The 18,996-nt window shown below is 66.2% G+C and carries 10 protein-coding genes and 1 tRNA gene; all 11 read left to right on the top strand.

The genetic code is table 11. The features are described 5' to 3' along the window. Positions 1–55: 55 nt before the first annotated feature. The 11 genes from F2P44_RS26890 to F2P44_RS26840 all read left to right on the top strand — a co-directional run bounded on the left by F2P44_RS26890 (position 56) and on the right by F2P44_RS26840 (position 18,584). Positions 56–1,429, top strand: a complete 1,374-nt coding sequence (locus F2P44_RS26890; RefSeq protein ID WP_167091357.1) for a cache domain-containing protein — start codon at positions 56–58, stop codon at positions 1,427–1,429. Beyond that, positions 1,426–2,055 carry a response regulator gene (locus F2P44_RS26885; protein ID WP_167091353.1) on the top strand — a complete coding sequence of 210 codons (630 nt, stop codon included), beginning with the start codon at positions 1,426–1,428 and terminating at the stop codon, positions 2,053–2,055. The genes F2P44_RS26890 and F2P44_RS26885 overlap by 4 nt, the downstream gene beginning before the upstream one ends. Before the next feature lie 171 nt (positions 2,056–2,226). Beyond that, entirely contained in the window at positions 2,227–3,417 is a 1,191-nt protein-coding gene (locus F2P44_RS26880; RefSeq protein ID WP_167091350.1) for an HDOD domain-containing protein, read from the top strand. Between the two features lies 1 nt (position 3,418). Continuing rightward, positions 3,419–5,440, top strand: a complete 2,022-nt coding sequence (locus tag F2P44_RS26875) for a putative bifunctional diguanylate cyclase/phosphodiesterase (RefSeq protein ID WP_167091347.1) — start codon at positions 3,419–3,421, stop codon at positions 5,438–5,440. 126 nt (positions 5,441–5,566) lie between these two features. Then, complete coding sequence (locus tag F2P44_RS26870; RefSeq protein WP_308610398.1) at positions 5,567–7,552, top strand: type I secretion C-terminal target domain-containing protein; 1,986 nt, start codon at positions 5,567–5,569, stop codon at positions 7,550–7,552. Between the two features lie 40 nt (positions 7,553–7,592). Further along, complete coding sequence (locus F2P44_RS26865; RefSeq protein WP_167091341.1) at positions 7,593–7,751, top strand: hypothetical protein; 159 nt, start codon at positions 7,593–7,595, stop codon at positions 7,749–7,751. Between the two features lie 222 nt (positions 7,752–7,973). Next, complete coding sequence (locus F2P44_RS26860; protein WP_167091338.1) at positions 7,974–11,831, top strand: calcium-binding protein; 3,858 nt, start codon at positions 7,974–7,976, stop codon at positions 11,829–11,831. Positions 11,832–12,011: 180 nt separating this feature from the next. Then, positions 12,012–15,866: a calcium-binding protein gene (locus F2P44_RS26855; RefSeq protein ID WP_167091335.1), complete on the top strand. Its 3,855-nt coding sequence runs from the start codon at positions 12,012–12,014 to the stop codon at positions 15,864–15,866. A gap of 157 nt (positions 15,867–16,023) precedes the next feature. Next, a complete protein-coding gene (locus F2P44_RS26850; RefSeq protein WP_167091332.1) occupies positions 16,024–18,012 on the top strand; it encodes a calcium-binding protein in 1,989 nt (662 codons plus the stop codon). Positions 18,013–18,059: 47 nt separating this feature from the next. Continuing rightward, positions 18,060–18,149: transfer RNA gene (locus F2P44_RS26845), tRNA-Ser, on the top strand. Between the two features lie 144 nt (positions 18,150–18,293). After that, positions 18,294–18,584, top strand: a complete 291-nt coding sequence (locus tag F2P44_RS26840; protein ID WP_167091329.1) for a DUF1330 domain-containing protein — start codon at positions 18,294–18,296, stop codon at positions 18,582–18,584. Positions 18,585–18,996 lie beyond the last annotated feature (412 nt).

Below are 18,996 nucleotides of genomic sequence, written 5' to 3'. Positions count from 1 at the left end.
GCGACGTAGAATGTGGCTCATTTCACAAAGCCGTCATCGGCAGGCCGGGCGCTGCATGAAGTTAAGGCAAAAGGTCATCTTTCTCGCGATCACGCCGCTGATCCTGGCGCTGTGCACCATCGCGCTCTTCGTGCGCCACCAGGCCATCACGCTGGCCCAGCAGCAGCGCGCCACCATCCAGCAAGCCTACTTGGCCAGCAAGGAAGCCGAACTCAAGCACTATGTGGACCTGGCGACGCGCTCGGTGGCGCATCTGGTCAATTCCGGCAAGCGCGACCAGGCCACCCTCGACGAAGCCAAGCGCATCCTGTCGACCCTGAGCTATGGCGACGATGGCTATTTCTTCGTCTACGATTACCAGGGCAACAGCCTGATGCACCCGCGCCAGCCCGAACTGGTGGGACGCAACCTGTGGGATATGCGCGACGTCAATGGCGAGCCGACCATCCAGCGCCTGATCGCGCGCGCCAAGGCCGGCGGCGGCTTGCAGCGCTACATCTGGGCCAAGCCCTCGATCAACAAGCCGGCGCCGAAACTCGGCTATGTGATTCCGATGGAAAACTGGGGCTGGATGCTGGGCACCGGCATTTATCTGGACGATGTGGATGCCGCGCTGGCCAAGATCGACGCCCAGCAGTCGCGCAATATCCAGGGCACCTTGCTGTGGATCGCGGTGCTGGCCATTGTCAGCGCGCTGGTGGTGGCCAGTTCCGGACTGGCCTTGAATATCAGCGAGCTGCGCGTGGCCGACGCCAAGCTCAAGGTGCTGGCCCAGCGCGTGGTCGAGTCGCAGGAACAGGAGCGGGCGCGCCTGTCGCGCGACTTGCACGATGGCATCAGCCAGTGGCTGGTCTCGATCAAGCTGCAGATCGAAGCGGGCGTGATCCGTCTCGGCGGCGATGCGGCCCAGCAGCAGGCCGCGCGCGCCAGTTTCGAGCATACCGCCGGCCAGCTTAACGATGTGCTGGGTGAAGTGCGGCGCATTTCGCACAATCTGCGCCCGGCCATACTCGACGACCTGGGCCTGGCCGCCGCGCTCGACCACCTGGCGCATGAAGCGACCCAGAACAGCGCGCTGCCGGTGCGTTTCCTGGCGCGCGGCGCCAGCGATGGGCTGGCCGACGTGGCCAACACGGTGCTGTTCCGCATCGCCCAGGAAGCGCTGACCAATATCGAACGGCATGCCGGCGCGCGCCAGGTCGAGATCACCCTGGCGCGTGAGGCTGGCTGCGTCACGCTCACCATTGCCGACGACGGCGCGGGGTTCGACGCGGCCAGCGTGGCGCTGCATCCCAAGCGCGGCATCGGCCTGCGCAACATGATGGAGCGCATGGACGCCATCGGCGGCAAGCTCGCCATCACCTCGGCGGCGGCGGGCACGTCGGTGCAAGCGTCGGTTCCGCTTCCACCCAACGCCAGGCGCTCATGACCGATATCATTCACATCCTGCTGGTCGACGACCATCCGCTGGTGCGCGACGGCTTGCGCGCGCGCCTGGAAGCGGTGCCGCATTTGCGCGTGGTGGCCGAAGCCGATGGCGGCGAGGAAGCCTTGCGCCAGGCTGGCGAACACGCCATCGACCTGGTGCTGATGGACATCAATATGCGCGGCCTGAGCGGCATCGACGCCAGCGCCCAGTTCCGCCTGCGCTACCCGGCCATCGCCGTGCTGATCCTGTCGATGCACGACAAGATCGAATACGTCAGCCAGGCCATGCAGGCCGGCGCGCGCGGCTATGTGCTCAAGGATGCGCCCGGCAAGGATATCGTGCTGGCCATCGACACCGTGATGGCCGGCGGTATTTACTACAGCGCCGCGCTGGCGCGCCAGCTGGCCCGCCCCAATGTGCAAGACAACCAGTTGTCCGCGCGCGAACAGGAAGTGCTGCAGCAGCTGGCGGGTGGCCAGTCCAACAAGCAGATCGCGCGCGCGCTCGACCTGTCGGTACGCACGGTGGAGACGCACCGCCTCAACATCAAGCGCAAGCTGGGCATCGAAGGGCAGGCCGAACTGATCAGATATGCCGTGCGCCACGCACGTTTTGAAGGAAACTAGTATCCTTTTGCAACGATGGGAAGTAATGATGCCGGACTGCTAACGCGGGCGCCACGAACGTGGGGCACGAACGTGGGGCACGAACGTGGGGCACGAACGTGAGGCACGAAGTGGTTGCTTCCGATCATTATCTCCACTAAGATTACCGAACCCCCTCAATCAAAGATGCCGATGGCTGCCTTCGACACAACACCGTTCCCGTTGGTAGAAATGCAAGCGGCGGCCAACGCGCAAAACGAGTGGCTGGCGCTGACCGTGCGGGTCGGCTACGGCCCCGGCCTGGACCAGGCCGCCGCCCTGCACGCGGTGTTCGGCGCGCCCGACCTGCTCACCGCCATCGCTCCGCTCGACTGCATCCTGCACCTCGCATCGCCCGCCGTGCTGACGCCGGCCCTGCTGGCGCTGATGCCGCCGCAGCGCGTGATCTTGGCCATCGATGCCAGCGTGTTCGGCGACGAAGCGCTGGTCAAGCAACTGCTGGCGCTGCACGAGGAAGGCTACCGCGTGCTGGTCGACGGCCACCCGGCCGAGGGCGTCAAGCTGCCGGCCACCTTGCGCGCGGTCGCGCTCGATTGCACCGCGGGCTTGCCGGTGGTACGCGGCGGCAAATACCAGGTCTTGTCCCTGTTCGGCCCGCACCTGGGGTATGGCGTGCACAGCGCGGCGCACTTTGCCGACTGCGCCGAGGCCGGTTTTGAATGGCTCAGCGGCGACTGGCCCCTGCATCCTGCGCCCAACGTCAAGCCGCATGACGGTACCTCGCGCAAGCGCTTGCTGGCCTTGCTCGGCCTGCTGGCGCGCGACGCCGAATCGCGCGAACTCGAACAATTGCTCAAGCAAGATCCGGCACTATCCTATCATTTGCTCAAGCTGGTCAATTCGGCCGCGTTTGCGCTCAGTACCCAGATCACCAGCTTCGGCCAGGCCATCAACCTGCTGGGCCGGCGCCAGTTGCAGCGCTGGCTGCAACTGCTGCTGTACGCGCGCCAGCAGCCCGACGGCATGGCCAATCCGCTGCTGCCGCTGGCCGCCTTGCGCGCGGCCCAGCTCGAATCCCTGTGCAAGCTGCAGGGCGGCGAGCGCGACGACCAGGATATTGCCTTCATGACTGGCGTGTTTTCGCTGCTCGACGTGCTGTTCGGCATGCCGATGGAAGATATCGTCGGCGCGCTCGGCCTGGCGCCGGCCGCGGCCGAAGCGCTGCTGCTGCGCGAAGGACGCCTCGGCGCACAACTGGGCATGGTGGAACAGCGCGTGCCGGCGCCCGCGCAACTGGCCGCGCTCGAGATCGACAACAAACAATGGTGGCAAAGCCAGCTGCACGCGTTTCACTGGGCGATCCAGGTCAGCAGGAATTTGTAGGATGCATGTCAGCGCCGCGACCGACTTCCTGACCAGTAGTGCCGCGCTGTGCGCCGCCGTACTCAAGCTGCGCGGCGAGCCGCTTGCCGCCGAGCTCGGGCGCATCGCGCGCGACTTGCTGTCCAGCCCGCACGGCAGCTTTGTCGCACCCGGGCAGGCGGCCGACGGCGCCGATCCCCAGCTTGCCTGCGAGGTTGCCAGCGGTGGCCACCAGTTCGGCCGCCTGGTGGTGAGCGGGCGCGCCGCCTACGACGAGGCCGACCGGCGCCTGCTGGCCGGCCTGGCCGGGCTGGCCGCCAGCCTGTTGCAGGTCAACGGCTTCGCGCTGCGCTCGACCCAGGCTTACCTCGACCTCGAAGCGGAGTTGTCGCACCAGGCGCAAATCCTCGACCAGATCCACGAGTCGGTGCTGACGATGGACCAGACCGGCTACATCACCAGCTGGAACAAGGGCGCCGAGCGCCTGTTCGGCTACACAGCACAGGAGGCGGTGGGGCGCAACATCCTGTTCCTGTACGCTGAGGAAGACACGGGCTTTCACGATGCCTTCGTGGAGCAGGGCGGACGCATGATGGAAGTGCGGCGCCGCAAGAAGTCGGGCGAGGTGTTCTGGGCCAGCCTGTCGCTCTCGCCCCTGCGCGACCGCGAGCAGCGCCCGGTCGGCCTGATCGCCTACCTGACCGACATCACCGAACGCAAGTACGCCGAAGAACGCCTGCACCACCTGGCCTACTATGACGCGCTGACCGGGCTGCCGAACCGCAGCCTGATGGCCAAGCTGGTCGACCAGGCCCTGATGGCGGCCCAGCGCAAGGGCGCCACGGCGTGCATCCTGTTCGTCGACCTGAACCGCTTCAAGATGTTCAACGACACCCTTGGGCGCGCCACCGGCGACGAGCTGCTGAAACAGGTGGCGCAGCGCTTCCGCCAGGTGCTGCGCGAGCAGGACGTGGTGGCGCGCCTGTCGGGCGACGAATTCGCGGTGGGCCTGTTCGACATCCGCGAGCATTTCGAGGCGACCACGGTGGCGCACAAATTGCAGGCGGCGCTGGTCGAGCCGTTCATCATCGACGGCAACGACCTGCGCGTGGGCGCCAGCGTCGGCATCAGCGTCTATCCGCAGGACGGCACGGATGCCGAAGCCTTGCTGCGCGTGGCCGACATCGCCACGGCGCGCGCCAAGCAGGGCGGCGATGGCGACAGCGTGACCTTCTACAGCCACGACATGAACCAGGGCATGCAGGAGCGCATGCGTCTCGAATCCGGGCTGCGCCAGGCGCTGGCCAATGGCGAACTGCTGCTGCACTACCAGCCCAAGTTCGAGATCAGCACGCGCGCGATGGTCGGCGCCGAAGCGCTGGTGCGCTGGCTCGATCCGCGCCGCGGCCTGGTGCCGCCGGCCGAGTTCATTCCGCTGGCCGAAGCGACCGGCCTCATCGTCCATTTGGGCGAGTGGGTGCTGGAAGCGGCCTGCGCCCAGGCGGCGCTGTGGCAGGCGGCCGGCCTGCCGCCGTTCCGCCTGGCCGTGAACGTGTCGGCGCGCGAATTTTCGGCCGCCTTGCCTGGGCGCGTGAGCGAGATCCTGGCGCGCTACCAGCTCGACCCGTCCTGGCTGGAACTGGAAATTACCGAAAGCACCTTGATGCACGACATCGAGCGCGTGATCGTCATCATGGACCGCATTACGGCGCTCGGCGTGAGCCTGTCGCTGGACGACTTCGGCACCGGCTATTCCAGCCTGTCGTACCTGAAACGCTTCCCGATCGACACCCTGAAGATCGACCGCTCGTTCACCACCGGCCTGCCGTTCGACGGCAACGACTGCGCCATTGCCAGCACCATCATCAGCATCGGGCGCCAGCTGCGCCACAAGGTGATAGCCGAAGGGGTGGAAACCTTGCAGCAGCTGGAATTTTTGCGCGACGCCGGCTGCGACGAAGTGCAGGGCTACCTGTTCTCGCGTCCGCTGCCGGCGGGCGAATTCGAACGCCAGCTGCGTGCCGGCTGGGTCGATCCCAGCTGATTTTTTCTGAGGTCTATGTAAATTTCTCGCTAGACATGGTTATCCCGCGCAGGCATGATATCAAGTTGTTATTGTTGCCAATAACATCTCGCTGGCGATTCCTCTTACTATCACCCAAGGATGACCATGTCCCATTCCACGCCGCTGGCCCGTCCCACGTTCGCGCCGGCCCAGCGATCCGTCACCGCCGTCCGTCAGGACGCGGGCGTCAACGCCGCCCTGGCCGGCACCATCGACCCCGCCATCCCGCATGCCGGACTGGCGCTGACCGGCACCGAGGGCGACGATACGCTGAGCGGCGATGTGCTGGACGACCGCATCGACGGATTGGGCGGCGCGGACCGGCTGTACGGCGGGAAGGGAAATGATGACCTGGACGGCGGCGGCGGCAACGACTCCCTGTACGGCGGCGACGGCAACGATACCTTGTCGGGTAGCGCAGGCAACGATGTACTCATGGGCGGCGAAGGTGACGATCTGCTCGACGGTGGCGATGGCAACGACACGCTTTCCGACAGCTTGGGCAACGATACGCTCGATGGCGGTGCCGGTAACGACGAACTCACGATCGGCTCCTGGAGTTCCGCGACAGGTGGCTTGGTCAGTGTCTCCGGCGGTGGCGGTGACGATAAGATCGTTGTCAATCCGGGCACGGCGACTAAAGGTGTGGACGTGTCGGGCGGCAGCGGCAGCGACATTTTTTACTTTTCGTCTAGCCAACACGCCGAAAGCGTCGTCATCAACGATTTTCAGACCGGCATCGGTGGCGATCAACTTGAGTTCAGCTCCATCACGGCATCCGCATCGACCAACCCGTTTGGCGCCAGCGGCTACCTGCGGCTGGTCCAGAGCGGAAACGATACGTTGCTGCAGATGGATGACGATGGCGCCAAAGGCACGGCCTTCGCCTTCCATACCTTGGCAACCCTGCGCGGCATTGTCGCCACCAGTCTCGATGCTGCCAATTTTGTGGCTGGAATCAATCCCGACGGGACCGGGGGCGGCCGTTTTGTCCTGGGTACCGCAGGCGATGATTACCTCCACGGCGGCCGGCATGGAGACACGCTCATGGGGGGCAGCGGTAACGACTTCATTGCCGGCAGGGAGGGCAACGACGTGTTCCATGGCGAGTTGGGCAACGATTCTATCGAGGGCGGCGAGGGCAATGACATGCTCCATGGCGAGTTGGGCGACGATGTCATCGAGGGGGGCGGTGGCCACGACCAACTGTACGGCGGCGAGGGCCGGGACTATCTGGCCGGTGGAGCGGGCGACGATCGCATCGAGGGCGGGGGCGGCGACGACAAGCTGTTTGGTGCGGAGGGCAACGACCTCATCAATGGCGGCAGCGGGAACGACACCATCGAGGACTTTGCCGGCGATGACCAGCTGAGCGGCGGTTATGGTAACGACGTCATCCGCAGCTATGTTGGGGCCGACACGCTCATGGGCGGCAATGGCAACGATAATCTGCTTATGTACATGGGCGACTGCGTGCTCGATGGCGGTGCCGGCGACGACACGCTTGATGGCGGGCTCAGTAACGGCCTCCTCAATGGTGGCAGCGGCAATGACTACCTGAAAATTGCTGTTGTTGGCGAGAGCGGCCTGTTCGGCGGTAGCGGAAATGACGTGCTCGACATGCAGCTTGCATACGGCCGTGTGGTGGCGTCGGGCGGGGCGGGCGATGACATCTTCAATCTCAGGGAGCCTGGCCGAGGCGCCATCGTGAGCGCCAGCGGCGGCGATGGTGTCGATACCTACCAAGTGAGCGGTCTTGGCCTGGGCAACAACATCACGGTCAAGGACTTCAGCGCAGGCGCCGGTGGCGACCGCATCGATGTCAGCCTGATGCCCAACTCAGGCGGTCCTGGCAACCCGCTCGCCACGGGCGTGCTGCGCTACGTTCAAAGCGGCACCTCCACCGTGCTGCAGTTTGACGCCGATGGCACTGCCGGTCCAGACACCGCCTACACCCTGATGACCCTGCAGAACGTGGTGGCCGCCAAGCTGATGGCAGACAATCTGATCTACGCCGAGGCACCGGCCCGCGCTGCCATGGCGCCGGTGGAACTGGTGGGCGTGGCGCCCGACTACGTGCACGTCGCCTAAGCACCCGCGTGCCGCATCGCTTGGCCCGTCGTCGCCAGCCTTGCGCCAGGGGCGTCGGTCCCCGGCTGGCGCGTTCGATCCCGCCACCCCGCCTTCCGGCCTGACCCTGGCCGGCACCGGCACCGGCACCGGCACCGGCACTGGGGACGCGGACAGCCTGACCGGCAGCGCGCTCGGCTACCGCATCCACGGCCGGTAACGCTGACCTTGACTGCGACGCCGGCCCTGGCCGCCGCGGCGATGGCGCTGGGTGCAACTGGTCGGCCTGGCAAGCGCCGGGTACCTGAGCGCTTCAGCGGACCACTGCCGCCTTTGTCATAAAATGTTACATATTCCTTAATTTTAACTCCTGTACATTCCAATCGGGCGGGGGCATGATGGACGTTGAACGCCATCAATCACCATCATTCCCCGGAGCCCCATGATCACTTCCAACGCCCGTACTGAGCACCATGCCGACCTGATCAGCAACGATGCCCTCCAGGCCAGTCCCGGCAACTCCGTGGCCGGCGCCGGCCTCAATCTGCAGGGTTGGCGCGGCACCGACGCGCTGTATGGCTTGGAGTTCAACGACACGATTTCGGGCAATGGCGGCTCGGACAAGCTGTGGGGCTACGGCGGCGACGACTACATTATCAGCAACGACCCGGACGACGACACGCCCGCCGGGTCCGACGTCCTGTTCGGCTTCGACGGCAACGATACCCTCCTCGGCGGCCGGGGCAACGACGCCCTGAACGGCAACTTCGGTAATGACTTCCAGGATGGCGGTGGCGGCAACGACGAGCTCAAGGGCGAACTGGGCAACGACACCCTGCAGGGCGGCGCGGGCCACGACACGCTCAACGATTTCGAGGGCAAGGACATGCTGCTGGGCGGCGCCGGGGTCGACTTGCTGTACTCCGAACGGGGCGGCGCCAGCCTGCTCGACGGCGGCATCGATAACGACTTCCTGTTCGGTGACGGCCAGGACACCTATCTCGGCGGCGCTGGCGCCGACCGCATCACGATCCGCACCCGGGCCGCCGAAGCGGCCGCCACCACCCTGGCCGACGGCGGCGCCGGCAACGACCTGTTCAGCGTGGCGTTCCTGAACCAGGGCTCGGCGCGCGTGACCGGCGGCGGCGGGCGCGACGTCTACCTGCTGGAACGCGAGAGCGGCCCCGCCGGCTACGTTGTCACCGATTTCGCCGGCGGCCCGCAAGGCGACCGGATCGATGCCAGCCGTCTGCTGGCCGGCATCGACCTGTCCCTGGGCGACCCGTTTTCAAACGAACGCGGTTATCTGAAGCTGGTGCAGGACGGCGCCGACAGCGTGCTGCAATTCGACGCCGACGGCGCCAAGGGCAGCGCGGCCGCTTTCAAGACCGTGCTGCGGCTCGAAGGCGTGAGCGCGGCGTCGGTGGCGGCGAACATCGCGACCAGCCAGGTCAGTCCGGACGGCATCGACAATGGCGAGACCATCGTCGGCGGCGAGCGCAACGACGACATTTCCGGCTCCTACCTGAACGACCGCTACGAAGGCAACGGCGGCAACGATACCATTCAGTCCGGGGCCGGCAACGACACCCTGCTCGGCGGCGCCGGCGCCGATGTGTTGTTGGGCGGCAATGGCGACGACCTGATCGAGGGCGGCGACGGCAACGACTACCTGGGCGGCGGCGTGGGCTCGAACATCGTATCCGGCGGCGCCGGCAATGACCAGCTGACGGTGGAGTACGCCGGCGACAACCTGCTCGATGGCGGTGATGGCAACGATACCCTGAACGCGGGCGGCTACCAGGCCACCCACTTCGGCACCACGCAACTGTCCGGCGGCGCCGGCGACGACCAGATTGACATATCCTCAGGTTCACCGGCGGTGACGCTGATCGCCAGCGGCGGCAGCGGGCGTGACACGTTTCGCCTGTTGACGTACGGGTTCGCGGAGAGCACGCCGCACATCACGCTGACCGATTTTTCGGTCGGTGCGGAAGCGGACCTGCTCAATCTGAACCTGTCGTTCACGTGGAGTTACACCGGCAACCCCTTCGGCGCCGATGGCTACCTGCGCCTGGAGCAGCGCGGCGCCGACACGGTACTGCGCGCCGACAACGACGGCGCGGCCGGCACGGACTACACCCTGATTGACATCATGACCTTGCGCAACGTGAGCGCCACCAGCCTGACCAAAGCCAATTTCGTGCAGGGCTACGACCCCGCGGCCGCCTTCTTCGGCCGGGTGCTGACCGGCACGGCCGGGGCCGATAGCATCAGCGGCGACGCACGCGCCGAACACTTCATCGGCCTGGGCGGCAGCGACACCCTGCTCGGCGGCGCCGGCGACGACCTGGTCGAAGGCGGCGACGATGGCGACCTGCTGCAAGGCGGCAGCGGCAACGACAGCATCTTCGGCGGCAACGGCGACGACACGCTGGCCGGCGAAGAGGGCAGCGACAGCGTGGTGGGCGGGCACGGCAATGACGTGGTGACGGGCGGCGCGGGCGACGACATCGTCAGCGGCGACGATGGCGACGACATCCTCACCGATGTCGAAGGCAGCAACGTGCTGACGGGCGGCTACGGCCGCGATACCATCGTCAGCACCGGCAGCGGCAGCGACAAGGTCGACGGCGGAGAGTACGAAGACACCGTCACCGGCGGCGTTGGCGATACGCTCGACGGCGGTGGCGGCGACGACCGGCTGTTCGCCGATTTCACGGGCGGCGCCAAAGGTTCGGTGCGCATGCTGGGCGGCTGGGGCGACGACGTGCTCACCTTCGGTCCCTCGCTGGCATTCCAGGACGTCCTCGTCAGCGGCGGCGAGAGCCTTGACACCTACCGGTTCGCACCCGGTGCCCACGCCGGGCAGGTTTATATCACCGATTTCCATCTCGGCTACCGCAACGACGTGCTCGACCTCGACGCCCTGATTCCGCAGGTCGTGGCCAACTACGTCGGCAATCCGTTCGGCGCGCTCGGCTACCTGCGCGTGCAGCAGCACGGCAACAGCACGCTGCTCCAGTTCGACGAAGATGGCGCCGCCGGCAGCGCGGCGAGCTTTCGCACCATCCTCACCCTCGACGCCGTCACGCCCGCCCAGCTGACCGCCAACCACATTGCCGGCGGCATGAATCCGAACGGCTCCGTGGATGGCATGCACCTGTCCGGCTGGCACTACGACGAGATTCTCAACGGCGGGCGCAGCAACGATGTGCTCGACGGTCAACAGGGCAATGACGTGCTGTACGGTTTCCAGGGGAACGACGTGCTGCGTGGCGGCTATCACAATGACGCCCTGCATGGTGGCGAGGGCGACGACCTGCTCGACGGCGAGGACGACAACGACATGCTGCTCGGCGACACCGGCGCCGACACCCTGAACGGTGGCCAGGGCGACGACAAGCTCGACGGCGGCGCGGGCAACGACGTGCTCGATGGCGCCAGTGGCCTCGACCTGCTGCAGGGCGGGCAGGGCGACGATGTGCTCGACGGCGGTATCGGCAACGACACGCTCGATGGCGGGGACGGCATCGACATCCTCAAGGCCGGCGATGGCGACGATAGCCTCGACGGCGGCGCCGGCAACGACGAGCTGAGCGGTGGCGAGGGCAAGGATGTCCTGCGCGGCGGCGCCGGCGACGACATCCTGAACGGCGGCAATGGCGACGATGCGCTGTTCGCTGGCCAGGGCGACGACCTGCTCGACGGTAGCGCCGGCAACGACACCCTCGACGGCGGCAGCGGCAGCGTGCAGCTCAACGGTGGCAACGGCAACGATGTGCTCAAGGTCAGCGGCAGCGGCAACAGCGGCCTGTTCGGCGGACGCGGGGCCGACCTGATCGAGATCGCCGCCACGCAACAGGCGCTGGCGGGGCGCGTGGTGGTGGCGGGCGGCGAGGACGCCGACACCATCGTCTTCACGCGCGGCGCGCTGGATAACACGGCGCTGACGGCCAGCGGCGGCGCCGGCATCGACACTTACGTGCTGCGCGGCGAAGGGCGCCTGGGCAGCCTGGCGGTGAAGGATTTCGCGGCCGGTGCCGGGGGCGACCGCATCGACCTGCGCGGCCTGGCAGCGCCAGACGGTGTGCTGAAGTTCGTGCAGAGCGGCAGCGCGACGCTGGTGAGTTTCGATGCCGACGGCGCCGCCGGCCCGCTGGCCGCAGTCACGCTGATGACCTTGCAAAACGTGCTCGCCAGCAGCCTGACCAGCGACAACGTGGTCGACGTTGCCGGCGCGCCGGTGCAACTGGTGGGCGTGGCGGATGCCTCTGCGGCCGCGTTCATCATCGGCTAAGCGCGGCAAACCAGGAACGCTTGCCACGCACCTTGTTCTTCACCGGCTCCTGGTGCGCGGCGGCGCGCCGGATGAACAGATTGTTACATTTTATTTAACCTTGACTTCTATACATTCCTATCGGGCACGGGCATGATTGCGGTTGAACGCCATCAGCCACCCATCTTTCCCCGGACCCACATGACCATTTCCAACGCCTTCACTGAGCACAATACCGACTTTGCCAGCAACGATGCTCTCCAGGCCAGCCCCAGCGCCACCCTGGCCGACGCCGGCCGCAATCTGCAGGGTTGGAGCGGCGATGACATTCTTTATGGCTCGGAGTTGAACGACACCATTTCGGGCAACGGTGGCTCGGACAGGATGTGGGGCTATGCCGGCGACGACTACATTACCAGTAACGAGCCGGACGACGACACCCGCGCCGGGCACGACGACCTGTTCGGCTTCGACGGCAACGACACCCTCCTCGGCGGCCGGGGCAACGACTCCCTGAACGGCAACTTCGGCAATGATTTCCAGGATGGCGGTGGCGGCAACGACGATCTCAAAGGGGAACTGGGCAACGACACCTTGCAGGGCGGCGCCGGCCACGACACGCTCAACGATTTCGAGGGCAAGGATATGCTGCTGGGTGGCGCCGGGGTCGATTTCCTGTACTCCGAACGGGGCGGCGCTGGCCTGCTCGACGGCGGCGACGACAACGACGTGTTGCTGGGCGACGGCCAGGACACCTATCTCGGCGGCGCCGGCAACGACCGCATCACGATCCGCACCCGGGCCGCCGAAGCTGCGGCCACCACTCTGGCCGACGGCGGCGCCGGAAACGACCTGTTCAGCGTTTCTTTCCTGAACAAGGGCACGGCGCGCGTGACCGGCGGCGGCGGGCGCGACGTGTACCTGCTGGAACGCGAGAGCGGCCCTGCCGGCTACGTTGTCACCGATTTCGCCAGCGGCCCCGAGGGCGACCAAATTGACGTTAGCAAGCTGCTGGCCGGCATCGACCTGTCGCTGGGCGACCCGTTTTCAAGCCAGCGTGGCTATCTGAAACTGGTGCAGGACGGCGCCGATACCTTGCTGCAATTCGACGCCGACGGCGCCAAGGGCACGGCGTCCGTCTTCAAGACCGTGCTGCGGCTCGACGGCGTGGCCGGCGCGTCGGTGGCGCCGAACATCTCCACCAGCCTGGTCATCCCGGCTGGCATCGACGACGGCGAGACCCTCATCGGCGGCGCCCGTAACGAGGATATCACCGGCTCCCACCTGAACGACCGCTACGAAGGCAACGGCGGCGCCGACGCGATCTGGGGTGGGGCGGGGAACGACACCGTACTCGGCGGCGACGGTGCCGATGTGCTGTACGGCGCAGAGGGCGACGACCGGATTGAAGGTGGCGAGGGCGACGACCACCTGCAGGGCGGCGCCGGCTCGGATACGCTGTTCGGTGGCGCAGGCAAGGACTTGCTGGAGGCGGACTACGGCGGCGACAGCCTGCTCGAAGGCGGCGATGGCAACGACCACTTGAGGGCGGGCTACGGTTACCAGCCCACCAAGACCGGCACAGTGAAACTGTTCGGCGGCGCTGGCGACGACCGCATCGAGATCTCGGAGGGGACAGCGGCGGTGACGGTGAGCGCAACCGGTGGCAGCGGGCGCGACACCTTCACCCTGTGGACGTACGGCACTCCGGGCACCATCGCGAACCTGACCGTGACCGATTTTTCGGTGGGCGCGGAAAACGATGTCATCGACCTGTTTCTGTCCCTGTCGTCGAACTATACCGGCAATCCGTTCGGCGCCGACGGCTACCTGCGCCTGGAACAGCGCGGCGCCGACACGGTACTGCGCTACGACCGTGACGGCGCAGCCGGGGCCAAAAACGCCATGACCGACATCATGACTCTGAGCAACGTGAGCGCCACCAGCCTCACCAGCGCCAATTTCAAACAGGGCTACGACCCCATGGCCGGCTTTTTCGGCCGGGTGCTGACCGGCACGGCCGGCGCCGACAGCCTCAGCGGTGACGAACGCGCCGAATACCTCAACGGCCTGGGCGGCAGCGACACCCTGCTCGGCGCCGGCGGCGACGACCTGATCGAAGGCGGCGACGATGGCGACCTGCTGCAAGGCGGCGCCGGCAAGGATAGCATCTTCGGCGGCAACGGCGACGACACGCTGGCCGGCGACGAGGGCAACGACAGCATGGTGGGCGGGTTCGGCAAGGATGTCCTGAGCGGCGGCGCGGGCGACGACTACCTCAACGGCGACGTCGACGACGACATTCTCACCGATGTCGAAGGCAACAACGTGCTGACTGGCGGCTACGGCCACGACCTGATCGTGAGCACCGGCAGCGGCAGCGACAAGGTCGACGGCGGCGACGGCAACGACACCATCACCGGCGGCGCCGGCGATACGCTCAGCGGCGGCTGGGACGCGGACCATATGTTCGCCGATTTTGCGGGCGGCGCCAAAGGCTCGGTGCACATGGTTGGCGACGGCGGCAACGACGTGCTCACCTTCGGCCCTTCGCTGTCCTTCCAGGACGTGGTGGTGAGCGGCGGCTCCGGCGCCGATGTCTACGCGTTTGCGCCCGGTGCGCGCGGCGGGCAGGTGTACATCACCGACTTCGATCTGAACTACCGCAACGAGGTGATCGACCTGGACGCCCTGATTCCGCAGGTCGCGGCCAATTATGTCAGCAACCCCTTCGGCGCGCTCGGCTACCTGCGCCTGCAGCAGAACGGCAACAGCACCTTGCTGCAGTTCGACGCGGACGGCGCCGCCGGCAGCGCGGCGAGCTTTCGCACCATTTTGACCATCGACGCCGTGGTGCCCTCGCAGCTGACCGCCAACCACATTGCCGGCGGCATGAATCCGAACGGCTCCGAGGACGGCATCCACCTGTCCGCCTGGCGCGAAGACGCGATTTTCAAGGGCGGGCGCAGCAACGATGTGCTCGAGGGCGGGGAAGGCCTTGACTTGCTGTACGGTTTCCAGGGCAACGACGTACTGCGGGGTAACGTCCGCAACGACACCCTGCACGGTGGCGAGGGTGACGACCTGCTCGACGGCGGGAGCGAGAACGACATGCTGCGCGGCGACGCCGGCACCGACACCCTGAACGGTGGCTATGGCGACGACAATCTCGACGGCGGCGCCGGTGCGGATGTGCTGGAAGGCTGGCAGGGCGCCGACCTGTTGCAGGGCGGCCTGGGCAACGACCTGCTCGACGGCGGCATCGGTAACGACACGCTCGGTGGCGGCGAGGGCGCCGACATCGTCAAGGCCGGCGATGGCGACGACAGCGCCGACGGCGGCGCCGGCAACGACGAGCTGAGCGGCGGCGAGGGCAACGACGTCCTGCACGGCGGCGCCGGCGACGACACTGTGAATGGCGGCAACGGCAACGATGCGCTGTTCGCCGGCCAGGGCGACGACGTGCTCGACGGCGGCGCCGGCAACGACACCCTGGACGGCGGCAGCGGCAATGTCCAGCTGAACGGCGGCAACGGCAACGACCTGCTGAAAGTGGTGGGCAGCGGCAACAGCGGCCTGTTCGGCGGACGCGGCGCCGACCTGATCGAGATTGCCGCGACCCAGCAGGCGCTGGCGGGGCGCGTGGTCGTGTCGGGCGGCGAGGAAGCCGACACCATCGTCTTCACGCGCGGCACGCTTGATAACACGGCGCTGACGGCCAGCGGCGGTGCCGGCATCGACACCTACGTGCTGCGCGGGGAAGGGCGCCTGGGCAGCCTGACAGTGAAGGATTTTGCAGCCGGCGCGGGGGGCGACCGCATCGACCTGAGCGCCCTGGCAGCGCCAGACGGTGTGCTCAAGTTCGTGCAGAGCGGCAGCGCGACGCTGGTGAGTTTCGACGCCGACGGCGGCGCCGGTCCGCTGGCCGCGGGCACGCTGATGACCTTGCAAAACGTGCTCGCCAGCAGCATGACCAGCGACAACGTGGCCGCAGGCGCATCGGTGCAACTGGTGGGCGTGGCGGATGCGGCAGCGCACGCGTTCATCATCGGCTGACCTACGCAAGTGAGGAACGATTGCCACGCACCTTGCCATGCGCAAGGGCGTGGCAAAGTCGCATCTAGACACTGCAGAGGGAACGGCGGATCATAGTGATCCGCGGATTGCGGAACGCTCGTCCTGCCTCGATTCAACCTTCTGTAAAGGAATTGCCATGTCCACTTTTCTCATGCAGTCCGAGGCCGACGGCGAGCTGTTGCGCCCGGCAAATTTTTTGGTGAGCGGCCTGACCCTGACCGGCACCGCCAACAATGACATCCTGCGCGGTGGCGCGCTGGATGACCAGATATTCGGCCTGGGCGGCGCCGACCTGATCTTCGGCAGCGGCGGCAACGACTATATCGACGGCGGCGACGAGGACGGCTCGGGCGACCGCCTGAACGGCGGCGATGGCGCCGACAGCGTGCTCGGCGGCGCTGGCGACGATGTCATGTTCGGCGACGCTGGCAACGACCTGCTCGACGGCGGGGCCGGTACCGACCAGATCAACGGCGGCGCCGGCGATGACCTGGTGCGCGGCGGCGAAGAGCGCGACTTCCTGCGCGATGATCTCGGCAGCAATATCCTCCTTGGCGGCCCGGGTGACGACAGCCTGAGCGCCACCGGCCCCGGGGCCGACCGGCTCGACGGCGGCGCTGGTAACGACGCGCTCGAAGGCGGCAACGGCAACGACAGCCTGGATGGCGGCGCCGGCCACGATTCGCTGTGGGTCAAGATAGCGGCGGGCAGCGGCGCGCCGGGCGAGTTGCTGCTGTCCGGCGGCGACGGCGACGACACGCTGGGCTTTCAGGCGGCCACGGCACTGGTCATGGTGCACGCCAGCGGCGGCGCCGGCAGCGATGCGTTTACGTTTTCCGGGGGCGTGCACGGCGAAACCATCGTCATCGACGATTTCGTGGCGGGTCCCGGTGGCGATAAGCTCAGCATCGGCGCAATGCAGCCCTTTTACAACAGCAATCCTTTCGGCGCCGCCGGCTACGCGCGCCTGCTACAGCAAGGCAGCGACACGCTGGTCCAGATCGACGCCGATGGCGCCGCCGGCAGCGCCGCCACGTTCCGCACCGTGGCCACCCTGCTCGGCGTGCGCGCGCAGGACGTTGCGCCGAATAATTTCGTCGAAGGCTACAACCAGGATGGCTCGCTCAACGGCATGAATCTGCAAGGCGGCAGCGGCAACGACTTCGTGCTGGCCGGCGTGCTCAACGACACCATCCGCGGCGGGGCCGGCGACGACACCGTGCTGGGAATCCTGGGCGACGATGTGCTGTACGGTGAAGACGGCATCGATAGCCTCGACGGCTTTGTCGGCAACGACCTGCTCGACGGCGGCGCTGGCGGCGACTACCTGATGGGCGGAGAGGGACGCGACACCCTGTTTGGCGGCAGCGGCAACGACCTGCTGTCGGGCCAGGAAGGCAGCGATCTGCTGTATGGCGGCGATGGCGACGACCAGTTGTTCGGCGAGGGCGGCGATACCCTCAACGGCGGCAACGGTAACGACAGCCTGTCCGCTTACTATGGCAGCTATGTGCTCGATGGCGGGGCGGGGGATGACCTGATCAACACCGCCGCCATCGATGGCCTGATCAATGGTGGCGGCGGCAACGACACCATCAAGGTGCAGACCGACGCCGACGTGGGCGCCTTCGGAGGTGCCGGCAACGACCGGATTGACATCAACGCCAATGATTACCTGGCGCAGGGGCGGGTGGTGGCCAACGGCGGCGCGGGCGACGACGCCATCATCCTGACGCGCCAGACGCAGAATTCGAACTTGGTGACAGCCATTGGCGGGGACGGCAGCGACCGCTTAGGCGTGGTCGGGAGCGTGGGGACGAGCATGTTCAGCGTGCGCGATTTCGAGGTCGGCGCGGGCGGCGACCGGATCGACGTGTCGGCCCTCTTGAGCGGCGCGGTGCCGCCGGGCGACCCGTTCGCCAGCGGCGTGCTGCGTTATCTGCAAAGCGGGAACGACACGCTGGTGCAGTTCGATGCGGATGGGGAGGCGGGTGCGCAGGCGGATTTTGTCACGATGATGAAGTTGCAGGGCGTGCTGGCCACGACCTTGACGGCGGAGAACCTGATTACCGCGGTGGAACCGGCGCTGGTCGGGTTTGCGGCCGTCGAGGCGGGATGGGCTTAGGGCAAATTGCCCTAAGCCGGGGGTTTTCTGTATAATCGGGTTCTGCAGGAAGCGTGGCCGAGCGGTTGAAGGCACCAGTCTTGAAAACTGGCGACGGTGTGAGCCGTTCGTGAGTTCGAATCTCACCGCTTCCGCCAGAAAATTGAAAGAACGCCCCACGAGTTGGGGCTTTTTTTCGCCTTCTCACGGGACAAATATTTCGTGTCAGTTCTTCTCGCGCAATCTCAACCGTTTTTTCAGGCACCCCCGGCCGCGAGCCGCGCGTGCATAGAGGAATGACCATGACAGTATATGCAATCGCACAGATTTCGATTACCAATCGGGACAGTTACAACCGATATCAAGCCCGCTTCATGGACGTCTTCGGGCGCTTCAAAGGAAGCCTGCTTGCGGCCGATGCAAGCCCGCAAGTCGTGGAAGGACCCTGGGACCGCGAAAAAGTGATCCTGATGTCTTTTCCTGATGAAGGTTCTTTTCATGAGTGGGCGCAGTCTCCCGAATACCAGGAAATCTCACTCGATAGAAAATCCGGCTCCGACGGTGTTGTCCTTTTGGTCAAAGGGCTTTCGTAAGGATGCAACTGTGGCGGACGCGACGCATGGAGTGCGGCCAGTGTGTGACGCGTCCGGGAATGTTAGCCGCTAAAAGTTTGATCAGATGGCCGTTGGCCCAGTCGTGACATCGACTGCGGCGGCCACGGTCAACTTGCGTCGCCAGGAATAGAGCGACGCCGGTGTCAGTCCATGCCGCCGCACGTAAGCGCTCCCCGCGCCGCAATCCCGACCGCGTGCCTCAAGGCGCGATATCCCGAAGTCGGTATCGCCTTCCCTGCTTGCCGTTCAAATTCAAACGGCAAGCGAGCCTCTTGCAAAACTAGCGGAACGGATGAAAATTGCTTGGCAGCGCAAGCGAAAAGGTGGGGGTGGGCGCCCATTTCTGGCATGATTTAGTTTCTAACGCTTAATCAAAACGCCCACACCATGA

This window comes from Massilia frigida (assembly GCF_011682175.1).
GTDB lineage: Bacteria > Pseudomonadota > Gammaproteobacteria > Burkholderiales > Burkholderiaceae_D > Telluria_A > Telluria_A frigida.
This window is presented reverse-complemented; position numbering and strand designations above follow the sequence as displayed.

What these genes read in the sequence shown, in the direction of transcription:
- F2P44_RS26890 (WP_167091357.1), top strand. Translation starts at nt 56, where the DNA reads ATGAAGTTAAGGCAAAAGGTCATCTTTCTCGCGATCACGCCGCTGATC.
- F2P44_RS26885 (WP_167091353.1), top strand. Translation starts at nt 1,426, where the DNA reads ATGACCGATATCATTCACATCCTGCTGGTCGACGACCATCCGCTGGTG.
- F2P44_RS26880 (WP_167091350.1), top strand. Translation starts at nt 2,227, where the DNA reads ATGGCTGCCTTCGACACAACACCGTTCCCGTTGGTAGAAATGCAAGCG.
- F2P44_RS26875 (WP_167091347.1), top strand. Translation starts at nt 3,419, where the DNA reads ATGCATGTCAGCGCCGCGACCGACTTCCTGACCAGTAGTGCCGCGCTG.
- F2P44_RS26870 (WP_308610398.1), top strand. Translation starts at nt 5,567, where the DNA reads ATGTCCCATTCCACGCCGCTGGCCCGTCCCACGTTCGCGCCGGCCCAG.
- F2P44_RS26860 (WP_167091338.1), top strand. Translation starts at nt 7,974, where the DNA reads ATGATCACTTCCAACGCCCGTACTGAGCACCATGCCGACCTGATCAGC.
- F2P44_RS26855 (WP_167091335.1), top strand. Translation starts at nt 12,012, where the DNA reads ATGACCATTTCCAACGCCTTCACTGAGCACAATACCGACTTTGCCAGC.
- F2P44_RS26850 (WP_167091332.1), top strand. Translation starts at nt 16,024, where the DNA reads ATGTCCACTTTTCTCATGCAGTCCGAGGCCGACGGCGAGCTGTTGCGC.
- F2P44_RS26840 (WP_167091329.1), top strand. Translation starts at nt 18,294, where the DNA reads ATGACAGTATATGCAATCGCACAGATTTCGATTACCAATCGGGACAGT.